The following is an 18102-nucleotide window of genomic DNA, read 5'->3' as shown; positions in this document are numbered from 1 at the left end:
CCACTATTGCAGACAACAAGACAGCACCGCCCACCTCAAAACCAGGGAGCACCTGGGTTCCGGTGAAAAAAACGCCTGACAGCAAGCGTTAATCGGTAACGACGTAAAGCCTGCGTAAGCAGGCTTTTATTGCCAGGATACTATGAGCAAAAATACCGCTTCATCCCTGTTTGCACCATGCAATAGATACATCCTCTAACAGCATTTTATGCTGGAGTTAAAACTCTCACCCTCGAGAAATTTTTCACCGCCCTCCTTCAAAACCTCTTGTTTACACTGCCAATAGGGCGTATTTCCACCACTCAGCAGTAGAATATAAAATCAGAAACTGTATGTGGGTTGCCACAGACCTGATCTCAGCACGGCGGACTGGCGCTGGGCGCGAGAGGGAGTCTGTTTTGCCCAGCTGCTGTTCAGCATTTGGGCGACGGCCTCGTCCCACTCCTCCGCGCTAATTGCAGCCAACATCTGATGGAAACCACTCAGCCCCGCAACGCCCATCTGATAGGCCATTGAGGTCAGAATATCCTGCCGCGGCTGGTTGCAATGAGCTAACGCAATGCTGATTTCACTGTTTTTCCGCATCCCGGCCTGCACGCCACTGACGGTGTCGGAAAGCCAGGCGTCGATGGTCGTATCGCTTAACCTGAAGGTGTAATTTTTAATTGAAGCCCCCTGCGGGCCAAGCTTGAAACCAACCCCGGTAGTTGGATAACCGAGGCTATCGAGATAAGGAGTATAGCGAACGCCTTCTTCCTGACGAAGAAGCGGAATAATGGCACTTTGCTGAGTCATAAGAATTTACCTGTTTACTGGTTCGGGATCCCGCATAACAATAACTACCTGCCGCGGACAACCGACTCAGAATAAAAAAGTAAATTCCTCTTAATTGTGCCTTCTCTGAACAGAAATGAGCAGAATTTGCTTATTCGAAACGAAACAAGCAGATCCGTTACCGGATGAAAACAGCAACGGACCAGGCTTGCAAGATGTTATTAGCGGTAAACTTCGGCATTCCCCATCCACAGGCTGGAATCACCAGGCGTATTCAGTGCCACAATGTGCAGCTGCGAGCCGCCAAGCTGTTCGGCTTTTTGCTGCAGTTTATGCACCGCATCGTCAGAGCTTCCGCGAACTCCGCTCACTGAAACGCTGCCAATCGACACCTGACTGTTTGCTGAACTGCTGTCGATGAGTTTTGGCAGCGGGGCGGCAAATACCGCTGAGGAGAACAAGGCGCTAAAAATAATGGGTAACGCAATAGTCAGTCGTTTCATATCTGGGATCCTTATCGTTGTTGTTGCAGAGTAGATACGAAAGAGTATTAATGAACATCAGACAGCAAACGTCATGACTTTAAAACAAACTTAAAGAGTGTGTGGAGAAAAAGGAGGGAGTGTAACAAGAGTTGATACCGCAATTACGCGTGTAAAAGCTGCCCGCAGGCAGCTTTGAGAAATGAGCTTAGCGCAGTACTTAGCTTTTAATTTTTCTGTAGGCGAACAGCACGACCAGCGCACCGATGATCGCAACCACAAAGCTACCGATATTGAAACCATCCACTTTGCCGAAGCCAAACAGTGTGCTAATCCAGCCACCGACAACCGCACCTACGATCCCGAGGATCACTGTAACGAAGAAACCACCGCCATCTTTTCCTGGCATAATCCACTTCGCCAGAATCCCCGCAATAAGCCCAAAAACAATCCAGGAAATAATACCCATGTTCGTCGTACCCTCTTTTCATTCGGTAGTTCATTTACCGTTTCAAAGCGTAGCACATGAAAATGACAACATGAGGTCAATGCGCGAAAGCCGCCAGTTTTTCCGTGCATTTCTTACTTTGTTGAATAAAGAGTGAACGTAAACCCTACCAAATATGGGTGTTTAGCGCTTGTTCATGCGTTTATCGAAGGTATCTTTAGCCGTACTAAGGTGGTGCATTTTTTGTCTGTAGTATATGCCCCCCCTTTATCCAGGCATTGGTCCTTATCGACATAATCTATAGCCGCAATCAAAAAGAAGTAGACGGTTAGTAATGCCAATACAACAATAACAGCTTTCACTATCATTTAATTACCCTTGTATATATATTCTAATTTAATGGTGTCTATTACCACAAACAGTACTCTTGTCACGTATGATTTGTTGACGCATAAAGAAAAATGACACATGAAGCGATGAATACCATTATCAATAAGTAAATAATATTTTTATTATGCATTGCGCGTTCTCGGAGAGAATAGAATTACTGCTCACGTACGAAAAATTCCCGCACACGGGTGCGGGTGGAATACAGATTCCAAGTGAAGGCTTGTAATCCTTCATTCATTGTTTTCACCAAGATAAATGAAACGACATTGCCTTTCACTAATCATAAAGTGGTAAGCCACCATTTTCTCTAATCAACTGAAAGCAATATAAATAAATGAACAGAAAGATCGGTGACAACCCTGAGCGCTAAAAAAACAACCAAAAGCAGTTTAAAACACCAAAATCACATCAATATTTAAGATTATTATGCTGACATAAATAAAAGCCCTGCCCATTTAAGCCAGGATAATAAGCACGCTTTGTTTAATTTATATTTACTTTCATTTGAAATTATATCATTTTAATACTTCTGGAAAATGTCGGTGGATATGCGAAGTAAAACGCCATAAGTCCCAGACAGTTTGCCTATTTCTTGAGGTGAAAATGTTATCGTTTATCCATTATACTAAGATTTTTGGGAGTGGTCCCGGCGACCAGGAACACTAATCAGACAGTTATTGCAGAAGTTTTTTTCATTCTCGGGTGAACAATAGTCACCACTGTTGTAAAACATGCCTGGGACATTGCTTACTATCTAAATAAGAGCTGTTGTTCGCTTTGGCCCCTCGCTTTACGAGCACGGTGGTCTGCATCTATGATGGGGTGAATTTTAACAGACAGGGAAGCATCATGACATTCAACATACCACTTAAAATAATTACCCTCACTCTCCTATTACTGCTGATTTCCTGTAGTCATTATCCAGCTAAGACGGATCCCGAAGCTATACCAGGCAGCGTGAAATCAACAAATGTTGACGATCTTTTACGCAATCTTCAGTCAGAACCAAAGCCGACAAAGCAGGCAAAAATTTCCGCATACGCCGCTCAGATCCGCAGCGTTATGGTGAAAAAAATACCTTCGGCGGAAGCATATGTAGGAAAGGTCTGTACCATCCGTATATCGCTACAGCGCGATGGCTTAGTGAATAATGCCACCGCAGAGGCTGGCGACGAAAAGTTTTGTCAGATGTTAATATCCACAATAACGCATACGCAATTCCCCGCCGCCCCAGATGAAGAAACCTATCAGGTATTCAAAAATGCCCATTTTGATTTCAAACCATAGGTGTGGCTTTCCGAAACCTTCAGACCCGGCGGAGCTTTTGAAGATGGAAATCTGACTGGACACGTAAATATGAAGCGCAATCACTCTTATGAGGAATAGTGGCTAACAGCATTCCTCACCGGTCTACCTGCCGGACTCACTGCACATCAGAAATGTAACAATCCCAAGTCTCTCAGTGCACCGAGTATCAGCAGGATGAACATAACGGCATCGAATGGGTTCGGCATAAGTCACCTCATTCTGAAACGTGCTGCGATGAATCGCCCTACGCTGCTACTTCATAGTAAGTATAAACTCAATACTGCTTTTTTACTGTTTTTGTCTGACTGTGACTCAGTCAAGAGAATGAGCGCGTATGCCGTCGCACCAACTCTTTCGGTGTAATTTGGCCAGCAGTTTTGAAGAAATTCTGGAGAAAGAAAAAAATAATAGGATTACAATACTTTACTCCACAAACCACCTTCTGAGTTCAGAGGCACTTCTCATGACCTGGCAAGACTTCAAACAGGCCTGGCTTATTAAATTTTGGGCACCCATTCCAGCGGTGATCGCAGCAGGCATTCTCTCTACCTATTATTTCGGCATTACCGGCACTTTCTGGGCTGTCACCGGCGAATTTACCCGCTGGGGCGGGCAATTATTACAGCTGGCGGGCATTCATGCGGAAAACTGGGGTTACTACAAACTCATCCATCTTGAAGGAACACCGCTCACCCGCATCGACGGGATGATGATTATTGGCATGTTCGGCGGTTGTTTTGCAGCAGCGCTGTGGGCTAATAACGTTAAGTTGCGCATGCCACGTAGCCGCATACGCATCGCTCAGGCCATTGCCGGGGGGATTATTGCCGGTTTTGGTGCTCGTCTGGCAATGGGTTGTAACCTGGCCGCTTTCTTTACCGGCATTCCGCAGTTCTCCTTGCATGCGTGGTTTTTTGCCGTAGCCACGGCCATCGGCTCCTGGTTTGGTGCACGTTTTACCCTGCTACCACTGTTCCGTATCCCGGTAAAAATGCAGAAGGTTTCTGCTGCCTCACCGCTTACCCAGAAGCCAGACCAGGCGCGCCGTCGTTTTCGTCTGGGAATGCTGGTGTTTGCCGGTATGATTGGCTGGGCGCTTCTGACCGCAATGAACCAGCCAAAGCTGGGCCTGGCGATGCTGTTTGGGGTTGGGTTCGGGCTGCTGATTGAACGTGCGCAGATCTGTTTTACCTCGGCGTTTCGCGATCTGTGGATCACCGGACGCACCCATATGGCGAAAGCGATTATCTTCGGCATGGCAGCCAGCGCTATCGGGATCTTCAGCTATGTGCAACTGGGTGTCGAGGCCAAAATCATGTGGGCTGGTCCAAATGCCGTCATTGGTGGCCTGCTGTTTGGTTTCGGGATTGTCCTTGCCGGTGGTTGCGAAACCGGCTGGATGTATCGCGCGGTGGAAGGCCAGGTGCACTACTGGTGGGTCGGCCTTGGGAACGTTATCGGTTCGACCATTCTTGCTTATTTCTGGGACGACCTCTCCCCGGCGCTCGCCACCAGCTGGGATAAAGTGAATCTGCTGAATACCTTTGGCCCATTAGGCGGTCTGCTGGTGACCTATTTATTACTGTTCATTGCCTTACTGTTAATCATCGGCTGGGAAAAACGCTTTTTCCGTCGCCGGGTTTCTCCAGCCGTTATTGAGGACGTTGCATGAAAACGTATACTCCGGATTACCGCCTCGACATGGTGGGTGAGCCTTGTCCTTATCCCGCAGTTGCCACGCTTGAAGCTATGCCACAGTTGAAAAAAGGCGAGATCCTTGAAGTCGTCAGCGACTGTCCGCAGTCGATTAACAACATCCCGCTGGACGCCAAAAACCACGGTTACACGGTACTGGATATCCAGCAGGATGGGCCGACTATTCGCTATCTGATTCAAAAGTAAGGATATCAAAAGCGTTTACCGGTTTTTTATTGTTGCCTTTGCCTGCATGACTTGCTTTAATTTCATCCCGGAATAATGACAAGATGGAACTATGAAAAAAGCAACGAGTGCAGGCGCTGCCGTCTATACCCCTTTTACGCTTAAACTTTATGACTGGTGGGTACTGTCCGTATCTAATCAGTATGCCTGGCGATGCCCGACCTCGGCCAACCTGCTGCCCCACTTTGTGAAGCACACTGGCGACAGTCATCTGGATATTGGTGTCGGTACCGGCTATTACCTCACCCACCTGCCCGAGAATTGCCAGCTGGCGCTTGCCGATCTTAACCACAACAGTTTGCAGGTTGCGGCACGCCGTGTCGGAACTGAGCGAGTAAACAAAAGCCTTGCCCACGATATCTATCAGCCGTTCCCGGCCGAGTGGCAGCAGCAGTTCGATTCAGTCTCACTGTTTTATCTCCTGCACTGCCTGCCAGGAACCATGACTGACAAACAGGTGGTCATCAAGCACGCCGCTATGGCTTTAAAGCCAGATGGTCAGTTGAGTGGGGCTACCATTCTTGGAAAAGGGGTATCGCATAACGCCTTTGGGCGTAAGCTAATGGCGGTTTATAACAAGAAAGGCATTTTTTCGAACCAACTGGATTGTGAAAATACGCTGCATGAAGCTTTATCGACCTGTTTCAAGGATGTTGAAATAAACGTTGTGGGCACCGTCGCACTGTTTCGTGCCAGTTCACCTCGCGTTGCTTGAAACTGACGCCTCTCCACCGTCGTGCAGAGGCGTCATGGCATTACACCACCGCCGTGGTCAGCCTTGATGAGCAGGTCAACCGCCCTTCTTCATCGAAGATTTCAATCTGCCACACCTGATGGCGGCTACCGGCATGTAGCGCGGTACACACCCCACGCACACGCCCGCTGCGCACCGAACGAATGTGGTTAGCGTTCACCTCAACACCTACCACCTTTTGCGAGCCCTCGGTACACAGATAGCCCGCCACCGATCCCAGGGTTTCCGCCAGCACCACCGACGCACCGCCGTGCAGCAAACCAAACGGCTGATGGGTGCGGCTATCGACCGGCATGGTGGCCTCCAGTGACTCATCTGTGAATACATCAAACTGAATATCGAGTAGACCGACCATATTATTGGCGCCCATCGCATTCAGCTGATCGAGCGTAGCGCTGCGTTTCCAGATCATCCTATTATCTCCAGTAGTGCCTGCAACGGGTGGCGAACGCCATTCCCTTCAATACGTTTCACCTGGCTACGGCAGGAATAGCCGGTAGCCAGACAGCGGTTTCGTGGTAATTTTTGGATTGCCTGTTGCCATGACAAAGCGTAGATCCCGAGCGAGTTTTCGTGGTTTTTCACCTCGTGCCCGTAGGTGCCCGCCATGCCGCAGCAGCCGACGCTGACGCTCTCAAGCTTCGCGCCAAAGCGTGCAAAGATAGAGGCCCACTGCGCAGGTGCCGCCGGTAGCGCCGTCACCTCCGTACAGTGACCGAAGAGATACCACGCTTCGCCACCGGCAGCGGCCGGCGTTACCGTTTCCAGCGCCCGGGGTAGCCATTCGTGCACCAGCATCACCTGGAAGTCCCCCCTTGCTGCGCCGAGGGTCTGCTTGTACTCATCGCGATAACAGAGCACCAGTGCCGGATCCACGCCCACCATTGGCATACCCAGTTCAGCAATGCGATTAAGGAAATCTGCCGTTTTCTTCGCCGTTTTCGCAAAGCGGCTAAGGAAGCCTTTAATATGCTGAGCTTTTCCGTTTGGTGAGAATGGCAGCACCACCGGCTGATAACCGACCTTCTCCACCAGACGCACGAAATCGGCCACCACCTGCGCATCGTAGTAGCTGGTGAACGGATCCTGCACCACCAGCACCGTTTTCGCTTTCTGCTCGCCGCTTAGCGCTTCCAGTTGCTCCAGCGTCATGTTGGCGGAACGATGCCCCGCCAGCTGCTCATGGAGGGAAGGTGCTGACAGCAGAGGCAAATCAATCATCCCAATGTGCTTTGCCGACAGGCTTTTTACCCACGGCTGGCTGATAAAGAAGTTGAACGTTTTAGGCGCGCGCGCCATCAACGGTGCGTAGCTTTCGACCGTTGCGACAACGTGGTCGCGCAGCGGGCGCAGATAGCGGGTGTGATAAAGCTGCAGGAAACGCGATCGGAAATCAGGAACATCAATTTTAATCGGACACTGGGTTGAACACGCTTTACAGGCAAGACAGCCCGACATCGCCTCTTTCACCTCGTGCGAGAAGTCATACTCCCCCTTGCGCGCATGCCAGCTGTTACGCGTACGCTCAATCAATCCGCGCAGGCTCGCACCTTTGGTCGGCAGCGCTTTTTCCAGTACCAGCGGATCCACGCCCCTGTCAGCAAGCAGGCGTAGCCACTCGCGCACCAGCGTCGCGCGTCCCTTCGGGGAATGAATGCGGTTGCTGGAAATTTTCATCGACGGGCACATCGGGCTACGGGCATCAAAGTTAAAACAGAGCCCGTTGCCATTACACTCCATCGCGCCTCGCCATGAGGCGCGCACCGCAATCGGGATCTGCCTGTCGAGCGTTCCGCGCTTGACCGCATCCACCTTCATCATCGGCGCATCAACGCCCGCAGGTGAGCAAATTTTTCCTGGATTCAGGCGGTTATGCGGGTCGAACGCCGCTTTCACCTTGCGCAATTCGCCGTACAGCGTCTCGCCAAAGAACGCCGGGCTGTACTCTGCGCGAAAACCTTTTCCATGCTCGCCCCACAGCAGACCACCATATTTTGCCGTCAGTGCCACCACCTGATCGGAGATCTTTTTCATCAGGATCTCCTGCTGCGGATCGCACATATCGAGGGCCGGACGCACGTGCAGCACCCCGGCATCGACGTGACCAAACATGCCGTAGTTCAGGCCGTAGCTATCAAGCAGCGCGCGGAATTCGACGATATAGTCGGCGAGATGCTCCGGCGGCACGCAGGTATCTTCGGCAAACGGAATCGGCTTGGCAGCCCCCTTCGCGTTGCCGAGCAGACCAACCGCCTTTTTACGCATCGCATAAATGCGCTCAATACCTTCCAGATCGCCGCATATTTGCCAGCCGATAACACCGCCCTCGCCGTTTGCCATCAGCGCGTCAAGACGCGCGCAGAGCGCTTCCATCCGGGACTCAATCAGCGCGGCATCGTCACCAGCAAATTCGACGATATTTAAACCGAGCATTTGTTTGTCGGTGACGTCGGTAATCAGTTCACTCACCGAATGCCAGACGATATCTTCTCGCGCCAGGTTGAGCACCGTGGAATCCACCGTCTCTACCGACAGCGCTTTTGCTTCCACCATAAATGGTGCATTACGCAAGGCTGAATCGAAGGAGTCGTACTTGACGTTCACCAGCCGACGTACTTTTGGCAAGCGGGTGATGTCGAGCCGGGCTTCGGTGATAAAGGCCAGGGTCCCTTCGGAGCCTGTCAGAACGCGGGTTAAATCGAACTCGTTCATCGCGTCATTGAAGACGTGGCGAAGATCGTAACCGGTCAGAAAGCGGTTGAGTTTGGGGAACTTATCGATAATCAGCTGGCGGTTTTCCCGGCAGCTCTGGTACACCGTCTGGTAGATACGACCTATCGCAGACTGTTCTTTGCCGAGCATCTCAGCAAGCTGAACCGGCATCGGCTGGGTATCGAGAATGTCACCACCGAGCAGCACCGCCCGCACGCCAAGCACGTGATCGGAGGTTTTGCCATACACCAGCGAGCCCTGCCCGGAGGCGTCGGTATTGATCATTCCTCCCAGAGTGGCGCGGTTACTGGTAGAGAGCTCGGGAGCGAAGAAATAGCCGAAAGGTTTAAGATACTGGTTAAGCTGGTCTTTAATCACCCCAGCCTCAACCCGCACCCATCCCTCTTCCGGGTTGATTTCGATGATACGGTTCATGTGGCGTGAGAGATCGACGACAATGCCCTGATTCAGCGCCTGACCGTTGGTGCCCGTACCGCCACCGCGTGGTGTGAACACCAGCGACGCGAAGCGCTCCTCGGAGGCGAGCCTTGCCAGCAGCGCGACATCCGCAGTAGAACGCGGGAAGACGACAGCATCCGGTAACAGCTGATAAATGCTGTTGTCGGTCGCCATGGTGAGTCTGTCGGCATAGCCGGTGGCGGTATCGCCGGTGAATCCTTGTTGCTCCAGTTCCTGCAAAAAAGTCAGCACCAGTTGAACGACACCCGGCGCCTGAGAAATCTGTGGGATCATGACGCTTGACCCTGCCTGATAATAGTTGTGTTGTTAGTCTGTTATCGTTTGCGTACGACCAGATCGTTGTATCACATTTTTTTCTTATGTGCTTAGCGGATTTGCAGGCAGAATCATTTCGCTGAAATGACTGATATCATTATCAGATCTGCTGTTGTGTATTAAAAGGAAAATTACGTTTATGGTTAATCTTCGTCAGCCCAGGGATATACCGCAAATACTGCTGTCGGTGCTGTTTTTAGCCCTCATCATTACCGCCTGCCTGTGGGTAATTCAGCCGTTTGTGCTGGGCTTCGCCTGGGCGGGTACCATCGTTATTGCTACCTGGCCGGTGTTGCTGCGTTTGCAGCGCTTGCTGTTTGGTCGCCGGGCGCTTGCCGTACTGGCGATGACGATTCTGCTGTTCCTGCTGTTTGTGATCCCCATTGGCCTGCTGGTCAATAGTCTGGTAGACAGCGGCGGCCCGCTGATTCATAGCATCACCAGCGGTAGCATCGCATTACCAGATTTCGCCTGGCTCAACAGCGTACCTCTGGTTGGCGCTAAGCTCTATTCCGGCTGGCACAGTCTGCTCGACATGGGCGGTACGGCGCTGATGGCAAAAATAAAACCTTATCTGGGTGCCACCACCACCTGGTTTGTCGGCCAGGCGGCGCATATCGGCCGTCTGCTGCTGCACTGCGGCCTGATGCTGCTCTTCAGCGCACTGCTGTACTGGCAGGGGGAAAAAGTCGCCTACGGGATCCGCCATTTCGCCACGCGTCTGGCAGGCCGTCGCGGTGATGCTGCTGTGTTGCTGGCCGGCCAGGCCGTCCGCGCCGTCGCGCTGGGTGTGGTCGTGACCGCACTGGTGCAGGCCGTCACCGGCGGGATTGGGCTGGCTATCTCCGGCGTGCCTTACGCGACTCTGCTTACGGTAGTCATGATCTTCACCTGTCTGGTTCAGCTCGGGCCACTGCTGGTCCTGGTTCCCTCTATCATCTGGCTTTACTACACCGGGGATACCACCTGGGGTACCGTGCTGCTGGTGTGGAGCTGCGTAGTCGGCACAATGGATAACGTGATTCGCCCGCTGCTTATCCGCATGGGTGCCGATCTGCCGCTTATTCTGATCCTCTCCGGGGTTATCGGTGGCCTCTTCGCCTTCGGCATGATTGGCCTGTTCATCGGCCCGGTTCTGCTGGCTGTCACCTGGCGTCTTTTCGATGCCTGGGTGCATGAAGTTCCCCCACCGCCAGCCGACCCGGATCAGGTACTGGCTGAGCTTGAAGCCCTTCAGCGCAACAACGATGAAAGCGCCAGAACTTAAGCGATACTAATCAATGGCGAGGGCAATCCTCGCCATATATTCCTCACACCCCGCATTTACTTCGCAAATTCTTTACCTCTCGTTAACGATTGAGACGAATCTGATCGACGCAAAAATTCACAGTGCCTACTATTAGGTCACGGTTATAAATCAACACCTTGATTTATAAATCATGGAAATCCCCTGAGTGAAACAACGAATTGCTGTGTGTAGTCTTTGCCCAACTCCCACGTTGGGCTTTTTTTTTTGCCCGAACGGCAGGCATAAAAAAATCCCCAGCCTTTCGACCGGGGATTTTTCATTGGTAAATCAGAACTATTTGTTCAGTTCAGCAAGGCTGAGCCAGGTCTGCACCACGGTATCCGGGTTCAGGGACAGACTGTCGATCCCTTCTTCCATCAGCCAGGCAGCGAAGTCTTCGTGGTCGGATGGGCCCTGACCACAAATCCCGACGTATTTACCCTGTTTCTTCGCGGCTTTGATCGACATCGACAGCAGCGCTTTCACCGCCTCGTTACGTTCGTCGAACAGTTCAGACACGACGCCAGAGTCACGGTCGAGGCCGAGAGTCAGCTGAGTCATGTCGTTAGAGCCGATAGAGAAACCATCGAAATGCTCGAGGAACTGTTCGGCCAACAGGGCGTTGGACGGGATCTCGCACATCATGATGACTTTCAGGCCATTCTCACCGCGCTTAAGCCCCTGACGCGCCAGCTCATCCACTACCGCTTTCGCCTGGTCAACGGTACGCACGAACGGGATCATAATCTCAACGTTGGTGAGGCCCATTTCGTTACGCACGCGTTTTACCGCATCACATTCGAGGGCGAAACAGTCGCGGAAGCTGTCGGACACGTAGCGTCCGGCACCGCGGAAGCCCAGCATCGGGTTTTCTTCGTCCGGCTCGTAACGATCGCCGCCCACCAGGTTGGCATATTCGTTAGATTTGAAGTCAGACAGACGCACAATCACGCGCTTCGGATAGAAAGCGGCGCCGAGCGTGGCGATCCCTTCGGTCAGACGACCCACGTAAAATTCACGCGGTGAGTCGTACCCTTTCATCATCTCGCGGATTTCGTTCTGCAGCTTCGGCTCCTGGTCATCAAACTCCAGCAGCGCGCGCGGGTGAACGCCAATCATGCGGTTAATGATGAATTCGAGACGCGCCAGGCCTACGCCTTCGTTCGGCAGACAGGCGAAGTCGAACGCGCGATCCGGGTTACCGACGTTCATCATTATCTTGAGCGGCAGGTCAGGCATGGTATCAACGCTTGAGCTCTTGACGCTGAAGTCGAGCAGATCGGCATACACGTAACCCGTGTCACCTTCGGCACAGGAAACGGTAACTTTCTGGCCATCTTTCATGCGTTCGGTAGCGTCACCACAGCCCACCACCGCCGGGATCCCCAGCTCACGAGCGATGATCGCGGCGTGGCAGGTACGACCGCCGCGGTTGGTCACGATAGCGGCCGCTTTTTTCATGATCGGTTCCCAGTCCGGGTCGGTCATGTCGGTCACCAGCACGTCACCCGGCTGAATACGGTTCATTTCGCTGATGTCGTGAATCACCTTCACTTCACCCGCACCAATGCGATGACCGATGGCGCGGCCCTCAGCAACAATTTTGCCCTGCGCATGCAGCGTATAACGCTCCATCACCTGGCCACGGGAACGCACGGTTTCCGGACGCGCCTGGACGATAAACAGTTTACCGGTATGACCATCTTTCGCCCACTCGATGTCCATTGGACGACCGTAGTGTTTCTCAATCTGCACCGCTTGTTTAGCCAGCTCCTGCACCTCGTCGTTGGTCAACGAGAACACATCGCACTGTGACTGCGGTACATCTTCAATACGCACCTGCTTGCCATGCTCCTGGGTCGGCGCATAGACCATACGGATTTTTTTCGAACCCATGGTGCGGCGCACAATCGACGGGCGACCCGCAGCCAGCGTCGGTTTATGCACGTAGAACTCATCCGGGTTCACCGCGCCCTGCACCACCATCTCGCCCAGACCCCAGGCAGAAGTGATAAACACCACCTGATCGAAGCCAGATTCGGTATCGATAGAGAACATCACGCCGGAGGAGGCGAGATCGGAGCGTACCATCAGCTGTACGCCAGCGGACAGCGCCACGCCGCGGTGATCGTAACCCTGATGCACACGGTAGGAGATCGCGCGGTCGTTAAACAGGGAGGCGAAGACGTGCTTCACCGCCACCAGCACGGCATCATAGCCCTGCACGTTGAGGAAGGTTTCTTGTTGCCCGGCAAAGGATGCGTCCGGCATATCTTCAGCCGTAGCGGAAGAACGAACGGCAAACGAGGCCTGCGCGTTATCGGCAGAAAGCTGCTGGTACGCGCCGCGGATCGCCTCTTCCAGCTCAGGCTGGAACGGAGTGTCGATTATCCATTGGCGGATTTGAGCGCCTGCTTTCGCAAGCTCAGTGACGTCATCAATGTCGGTGTTATCCAGCAGTTCATAAATGCGCTGGTTAACCCCACTTTGGTCGAGGAACTGATTAAAAGCATCAGCCGTGGTGGCGAATCCGTTAGGCACCGAAACGCCCAGATCGGACAAGTTTGTAATCATTTCACCCAGGGAGGCATTTTTGCCCCCAACTCTGTCTACATCATTCATGCCGAGTTGGTTGTACCAAAGCACCAGCGGTGACGAGCCATTGTTGGACATCGAAACAATCCTTTTATGAATTAAGAACGGGTGCCAGTTTGTACTGGCGACGCGAATTATCCTCGCATATTTGCGGCGCTGACAAAAACGGTGAATCGTTCAAGCAAAATAAAAAATTCATTTTTAAGACTGTTTCCCATTCACGCTAACCTACTGATTCATCAGCAATCCCACAAAAACGGATGGTATATAGACAACATTTTGAAAAATGAAACACTCTTTTCAGTAAAAATAAAAATAGTGTTTCATTATTTAAATGAGACAAACAGCGCTGCGCGACGATTAAAATTAATTTATGCTTTCAGACAATTAAGTCGATTAAACCGGATGGTCAAAATGGAAAATGCTGTAGACAGGCATGTATTTTATATTTCTGATGGTACAGCCATCACCGCTGAGGTGCTCGGGCACGCGGTGATGTCGCAGTTTCCTGTGGCTATCAACAGCATCACCCTGCCGTTTGTCGAGAGCGAGAGCCGCGCCAGAGTGGTCAAAGACCAGATTGACGCCATTTATCAGCAAACCGGCATTCGCCCACTGGTGTTCTACTCCATCGTTATCCCGGAGATCCGCGAGATCATTCTGCAAAGTGAAGGGTTTTGCCAGGATATCGTTCAGGCGCTGGTGGCTCCGTTACAGCAGGAACTGAAACTCGACCCGACGCCGGTCGCACACCGTACCCACGGACTGACGCCAGGCAACCTCACCAAATACGACGCCCGTATTGCCGCAATCGACTACACCCTGGCGCATGATGACGGTATTTCGCTGCGTAACCTCGACCAGGCGCAGGTCATTCTGCTCGGCGTCTCCCGCTGCGGGAAAACCCCGACCAGCCTCTATCTGGCACTGCAGTTTGGTATTCGTGCCGCCAACTACCCCTTTATTGCCGACGATATGGACAATCTGGTTCTGCCTGCCGCACTCAAACCGCTTCAGCATAAGCTTTTTGGCTTAACGATTAATCCTGAGCGACTGGCTGCTATTCGCGAAGAGCGCCGGGAAAACAGCCGCTACGCCTCAATGCGTCAGTGTCGGATGGAAGTGGCGGAGGTCGAGGCGCTGTACCGTAAAAATCAGATTCCGTTCCTTAACAGTACCAACTATTCGGTAGAAGAGATCGCCACCAAGATTATGGATTTGATGGGACTCAGTCGCAGAATGTACTAACACACTAGTACATTGCAAATTCATTGTGTATGATGCATACCGTGATCGAGTGCACATTACGGCCAGGGGTTGAATTCAGCCAGGATTGGTTTATCGTGATGCGCATCACTTCCGGTATTTTGCCGATGAAGCAACAAATTTCTGAGACACCCAATGAACAAAACCGATGAATTGCGTACCGCGCGGATAGACAGTCTGGTCACCCCCGCGAGTCTTGCGCAGCAATACCCGGTGACCCCTACCGTTGCCGGGCACGTGACGGATGCCCGCCGTCGCATTGAAAAAATCCTCAACGGTGACGACCGCCGCCTGCTGGTGGTGATTGGTCCCTGCTCGATCCACGATCTGGATGCGGCGATGGACTACGCGCGCCGTCTGCAGACGATGCGTGAAAAGTATGCCGGACAGCTCGAAATCGTGATGCGCACCTATTTTGAAAAGCCGCGTACCGTGGTGGGCTGGAAAGGCTTAATCTCCGATCCGGATCTCAACGGCAGCTATCGCGTTAATCACGGTATCGAGATGGCGCGCAAGCTGCTGCTGCAGGTTAACGAGCTTGGCGTGCCGACGGCAACCGAGTTTCTCGATATGGTGACCGGACAGTTTATCGCCGATCTCATCAGCTGGGGCGCTATCGGTGCGCGGACCACTGAAAGCCAGATCCACCGCGAAATGGCCTCCGCGCTCTCCTGCCCGGTAGGCTTTAAGAACGGCACCGACGGCAACACCCGTATCGCGGTGGATGCGATTCGCGCTTCCCGCACCAGCCACATGTTCCTGTCACCGGACAAAGACGGTCAGATGACCATCTACCAGACCAGCGGCAATCCCTACGGGCATATCATTATGCGCGGTGGTAAAAAACCGAACTATCATGCTGAAGATATCGCCGCCGCCTGTGACACACTGCGTGAGTTCGCTCTGCCGGAGCAGCTGGTTGTCGACTTCAGCCACGGTAACTGCCAGAAGCAGCACCGCCGTCAGCTGGACGTGTGCGATGACATCTGCGAGCAGATCCGCAACGGCTCAACGGCCATTGCCGGGATTATGGCAGAAAGCTTCCTGCGTGAAGGAACACAAAAAATGGTGGCTGGTCAGCCGCTGACATATGGCCAATCCATCACCGATCCGTGCCTGAGCTGGGAAGACAGCGAAATCCTGCTGGAAAAACTGGCAAGCGCCGTTGCCACTCGTCTGTAAAACTTCCACCCCATCGCTTTGCGGTGGGGATTTCCCCCTCTTCAGCACAAAATTTGATCCAGTCACATTATTTTTACAAATAACACTTGCTGCTATCATGTTGTTTATTGATAATGATTATCATTGTTACATTGATTGTTATTTTTAAATGCTATGGCGCATATGGACAACACGGCTATCCTGGATAAACAAAAAGATAATACACCTTATCCGTCTCCCACGGACAGACGGGTCAGTAGCGCCACGCTGCTGGGTCAGGAAGGTCGCGTCATCATTGAACACGGTGGTCAGGAGTATCTGCTACGCCAGACCAATGCCGGAAAACTGATTCTGACAAAATAAACATCCCCCGCCAGCCACCCAGGTAATGCCGAGGCAGCCAGCGCTTTTCACTTTATGGAGAGTTGCATGCATTACCTGCATTTTGCCTCGGCACGTCCGTCGTTTGTGGCCCTCGCGGTACTGAGCGCAATATCCGCTCCGGCTTTTGCCGCCAGCGAAAAAATGACCGTTACCGCCACCGGCAACGAACGCAGTGCTTTTGAAGCGCCAATGATGGTCAGCGTCATTGAGGGCGACACCCCGCAGGCTGAAACGGCAAGCTCCGCCGCAGATATGCTGCGCGGCGTACCGGGAATTACCCTGAGCGGCACCGGGCGCACCAACGGCCAGGACGTCAACATGCGTGGTTACGACCGTCGCGGCGTACTGATCCTGGTTGACGGCGTCCGCCAGGGCACCGACACCGGACACCTCAACAGCACCTTCCTCGATCCTGCACTGATTAAGCGTATCGAAGTGGTACGCGGCCCGGGCGCGATGCTCTACGGCAGCGGTGCATTAGGCGGCGTTATTTCCTACGAAACGGCCGATGCCGCAGATCTGTTATATGAAGGACAGAGCAGCGGTTATCGCGTCTTCGGCACCGGTGCTACCGGCGATCACAGCCTGGGTATGGGTGCCAGCGCCTTTGGCCGTACCGATACGCTTGACGGCATCGTTTCCTGGTCCAGCCGCGATCGCGGTGACATTCGTCAGAGCGATGGCAGCACCACCCGCAACGATGAAAGCATCAGCAATATGCTGGCGAAAGGCACCTGGAAGCTGGATGACGCTCAGTCGTTGAGCGGTTCACTGCGTTATTACAACAACGCCGCTCAGGAGCCCAAAAACCCACAAACCGCCGGAGGGGCATCCACCAGCAACCCGATGGTCGACAGATCCACTATCCAGCGTGACGCTCAGCTGAGCTATAAACTCAATCCACAGGGCAATGACTGGCTTAACGCCGATGCCCGCGTTTACTGGTCTGAAGCGAGAATTAACGCCCAGACAGAGCAACAAACCTCAGAATTTCGCAAACAGACCACCACCGGTGGAAAAGTAGAGAACCGCAGTCTGGTGTTCAGCGACAGCCCGGCGGCTAACCTGCTGACCTACGGCGGTGAATACTATCGCCAGGATCAGCATCCTGGCGGCTCCACCACCGGCTTCCCACAGGCGAAAATCGATTTCAGCTCCGGCTGGCTGCAGGACGAAATCACCTTACGCGATCTGCCGATCACCCTGCTCGGCGGCACCCGGTACGACAGCTATAAAGGCAGCAGCGACGGCTATGCCGACGTGACAGCGGATAAATGGTCATCACGCGCGGGCATGACCGTCAGCCCTACCGACTGGTTGATGCTGTTTGGCTCCTGGGCGCAGGCCTTCCGTGCACCGACGATGGGGGAAATGTACAACGACTCCATGCACTTTGCCGCCGGTCCGTTTACTAACTACTTCGTGCCGAACCCGAATCTGCGCCCGGAAACCAACGAAAGCCAGGAGTTTGGTTTCGGGCTACGCTTTGACTCGCTGCTGCTGGCGAACGATGCGCTGGAGTTCAAAGCCAGCTACTTCGATACCAAAGCCAAAGACTACATCACCACCACCGTAAATTTCATGGGCAAAACCAGTACCTCGGTGAACGTCCCCAACGCCAAAATCTGGGGCTGGGACGTGATGAGCAAGTACACCACCGATTTGTTCAGCCTCGATGTGGCCTACAACCGAACCCGCGGCAAGGACACCGACAGCAACGAGTGGATCTCCAGCATCAATCCGGACACGGTGGTCAGCAAACTTGATATTCCGGTGGCACACAGCGGCTTCTCCGTTGGCTGGA

General features: G+C 52.9%; 15 protein-coding genes and 1 other RNA gene. 10 read left to right on the top strand and 6 right to left on the bottom strand.

Going from position 1 to position 18102, the window contains the following annotated elements; genetic code table 11:
- Positions 1-321: 321 nt before the first annotated feature.
- The 3 genes from GYRE_RS18040 to GYRE_RS18030 all read right to left on the bottom strand — a co-directional run bounded on the left by GYRE_RS18040 (position 322) and on the right by GYRE_RS18030 (position 1725).
- Positions 322-795, bottom strand: coding sequence for a glycoside hydrolase family protein (locus GYRE_RS18040; protein WP_038257206.1), 474 nt, complete (start codon positions 793-795; stop codon positions 322-324).
- Between the two features lie 200 nt (positions 796-995).
- Positions 996-1277 (bottom strand): YdgH/BhsA/McbA family protein, encoded by a 282-nt coding sequence (locus GYRE_RS18035; protein WP_006820175.1) that lies wholly within the window; start codon positions 1275-1277, stop codon positions 996-998.
- A 199-nt stretch (positions 1278-1476) separates the two neighbouring features.
- Complete coding sequence (locus GYRE_RS18030) at positions 1477-1725, bottom strand: GlsB/YeaQ/YmgE family stress response membrane protein (protein ID WP_006820176.1); 249 nt, start codon at positions 1723-1725, stop codon at positions 1477-1479.
- A gap of 1218 nt (positions 1726-2943) precedes the next feature.
- Here GYRE_RS18030 and tolA point away from each other — a divergent pair.
- The 4 genes from tolA (at position 2944) to GYRE_RS18010 (ending at position 6058) form a co-directional block, all read left to right on the top strand.
- Complete coding sequence (gene tolA / locus GYRE_RS18025) at positions 2944-3381, top strand: cell envelope integrity protein TolA (protein WP_038257203.1); 438 nt, start codon at positions 2944-2946, stop codon at positions 3379-3381.
- Positions 3382-3865: 484 nt separating this feature from the next.
- A complete protein-coding gene (yedE, locus tag GYRE_RS18020; protein WP_038257187.1) occupies positions 3866-5074 on the top strand; it encodes a selenium metabolism membrane protein YedE/FdhT in 1209 nt (402 codons plus the stop codon).
- Positions 5071-5304, top strand: a complete 234-nt coding sequence (gene yedF / locus GYRE_RS18015) for a sulfurtransferase-like selenium metabolism protein YedF (RefSeq protein WP_006820181.1) — start codon at positions 5071-5073, stop codon at positions 5302-5304. The genes yedE and yedF overlap by 4 nt, the downstream gene beginning before the upstream one ends.
- Positions 5305-5395: 91 nt before the next feature.
- Positions 5396-6058: a class I SAM-dependent methyltransferase gene (locus tag GYRE_RS18010; RefSeq protein ID WP_038257184.1), complete on the top strand. Its 663-nt coding sequence runs from the start codon at positions 5396-5398 to the stop codon at positions 6056-6058.
- Positions 6059-6098: 40 nt separating this feature from the next.
- Here GYRE_RS18010 and menI read toward each other — a convergent pair whose 3' ends face one another.
- Both menI and ydiJ read right to left on the bottom strand, forming a co-directional pair.
- Positions 6099-6509, bottom strand: coding sequence for a 1,4-dihydroxy-2-naphthoyl-CoA hydrolase (menI, locus tag GYRE_RS18005; protein ID WP_006820183.1), 411 nt, complete (start codon positions 6507-6509; stop codon positions 6099-6101).
- Positions 6506-9562, bottom strand: a complete 3057-nt coding sequence (gene ydiJ / locus GYRE_RS18000) for a D-2-hydroxyglutarate dehydrogenase YdiJ (RefSeq protein ID WP_038257182.1) — start codon at positions 9560-9562, stop codon at positions 6506-6508. The genes menI and ydiJ overlap by 4 nt, the downstream gene beginning before the upstream one ends.
- Before the next feature lie 181 nt (positions 9563-9743).
- On the opposite strand from ydiJ, the gene ydiK reads away from it, so the two are divergent.
- Both ydiK and rprA read left to right on the top strand, forming a co-directional pair.
- Complete coding sequence (gene ydiK / locus GYRE_RS17995; RefSeq protein WP_006820185.1) at positions 9744-10871, top strand: AI-2E family transporter YdiK; 1128 nt, start codon at positions 9744-9746, stop codon at positions 10869-10871.
- 139 nt (positions 10872-11010) lie between these two features.
- Positions 11011-11119: antisense sRNA RprA (gene rprA, locus GYRE_RS23950), an RNA gene on the top strand.
- Between the two features lie 67 nt (positions 11120-11186).
- Here the strand turns inward: rprA and ppsA are convergent.
- Positions 11187-13565 carry a phosphoenolpyruvate synthase gene (gene ppsA / locus GYRE_RS17990; RefSeq protein ID WP_006820186.1) on the bottom strand — a complete coding sequence of 793 codons (2379 nt, stop codon included), beginning with the start codon at positions 13563-13565 and terminating at the stop codon, positions 11187-11189.
- 336 nt (positions 13566-13901) lie between these two features.
- Here ppsA and ppsR point away from each other — a divergent pair, with 336 nt between their 5' ends.
- The 4 genes from ppsR to GYRE_RS17970 form a co-directional block, all read left to right on the top strand.
- A complete protein-coding gene (ppsR, locus tag GYRE_RS17985; RefSeq protein ID WP_038257179.1) occupies positions 13902-14735 on the top strand; it encodes a posphoenolpyruvate synthetase regulatory kinase/phosphorylase PpsR in 834 nt (277 codons plus the stop codon).
- 153 nt (positions 14736-14888) lie between these two features.
- The gene (aroH, locus tag GYRE_RS17980) at positions 14889-15935 is read left to right on the top strand and encodes a 3-deoxy-7-phosphoheptulonate synthase AroH (protein WP_006820189.1); all 1047 of its coding nucleotides are present in this window, start codon (positions 14889-14891) and stop codon (positions 15933-15935) included.
- Between the two features lie 162 nt (positions 15936-16097).
- Positions 16098-16277 carry a hemin uptake protein HemP gene (gene hemP, locus GYRE_RS17975; RefSeq protein WP_081874674.1) on the top strand — a complete coding sequence of 60 codons (180 nt, stop codon included), beginning with the start codon at positions 16098-16100 and terminating at the stop codon, positions 16275-16277.
- Between the two features lie 66 nt (positions 16278-16343).
- On the top strand, positions 16344-18102 hold a 1759-nt coding region (locus tag GYRE_RS17970), incomplete at its 3' end, for a TonB-dependent hemoglobin/transferrin/lactoferrin family receptor (protein ID WP_038257176.1).

It is taken from the genome of Yokenella regensburgei ATCC 49455 (assembly GCF_000735455.1).
GTDB classification, from domain to species: Bacteria; Pseudomonadota; Gammaproteobacteria; order Enterobacterales; family Enterobacteriaceae; genus Yokenella; species Yokenella regensburgei.
The sequence above is the reverse complement of the archived record's forward strand: the minus strand, read 5'-3'. Positions and strand labels throughout refer to the sequence as shown.

Excerpts from the sequence above, each read along its gene's own strand:
- GYRE_RS18040 (WP_038257206.1), bottom strand. The coding sequence starts at position 795 with ATGACTCAGCAAAGTGCCATTATTCCGCTTCTTCGTCAGGAAGAAGGC.
- GYRE_RS18035 (WP_006820175.1), bottom strand. The coding sequence starts at position 1,277 with ATGAAACGACTGACTATTGCGTTACCCATTATTTTTAGCGCCTTGTTC.
- GYRE_RS18030 (WP_006820176.1), bottom strand. The coding sequence starts at position 1,725 with ATGGGTATTATTTCCTGGATTGTTTTTGGGCTTATTGCGGGGATTCTG.
- tolA (WP_038257203.1), top strand. The coding sequence starts at position 2,944 with ATGACATTCAACATACCACTTAAAATAATTACCCTCACTCTCCTATTA.
- yedE (WP_038257187.1), top strand. The coding sequence starts at position 3,866 with ATGACCTGGCAAGACTTCAAACAGGCCTGGCTTATTAAATTTTGGGCA.
- yedF (WP_006820181.1), top strand. The coding sequence starts at position 5,071 with ATGAAAACGTATACTCCGGATTACCGCCTCGACATGGTGGGTGAGCCT.
- GYRE_RS18010 (WP_038257184.1), top strand. The coding sequence starts at position 5,396 with ATGAAAAAAGCAACGAGTGCAGGCGCTGCCGTCTATACCCCTTTTACG.
- menI (WP_006820183.1), bottom strand. The coding sequence starts at position 6,509 with ATGATCTGGAAACGCAGCGCTACGCTCGATCAGCTGAATGCGATGGGC.
- ydiJ (WP_038257182.1), bottom strand. The coding sequence starts at position 9,562 with ATGATCCCACAGATTTCTCAGGCGCCGGGTGTCGTTCAACTGGTGCTG.
- ydiK (WP_006820185.1), top strand. The coding sequence starts at position 9,744 with ATGGTTAATCTTCGTCAGCCCAGGGATATACCGCAAATACTGCTGTCG.
- ppsA (WP_006820186.1), bottom strand. The coding sequence starts at position 13,565 with ATGTCCAACAATGGCTCGTCACCGCTGGTGCTTTGGTACAACCAACTC.
- ppsR (WP_038257179.1), top strand. The coding sequence starts at position 13,902 with ATGGAAAATGCTGTAGACAGGCATGTATTTTATATTTCTGATGGTACA.
- aroH (WP_006820189.1), top strand. The coding sequence starts at position 14,889 with ATGAACAAAACCGATGAATTGCGTACCGCGCGGATAGACAGTCTGGTC.
- hemP (WP_081874674.1), top strand. The coding sequence starts at position 16,098 with ATGGACAACACGGCTATCCTGGATAAACAAAAAGATAATACACCTTAT.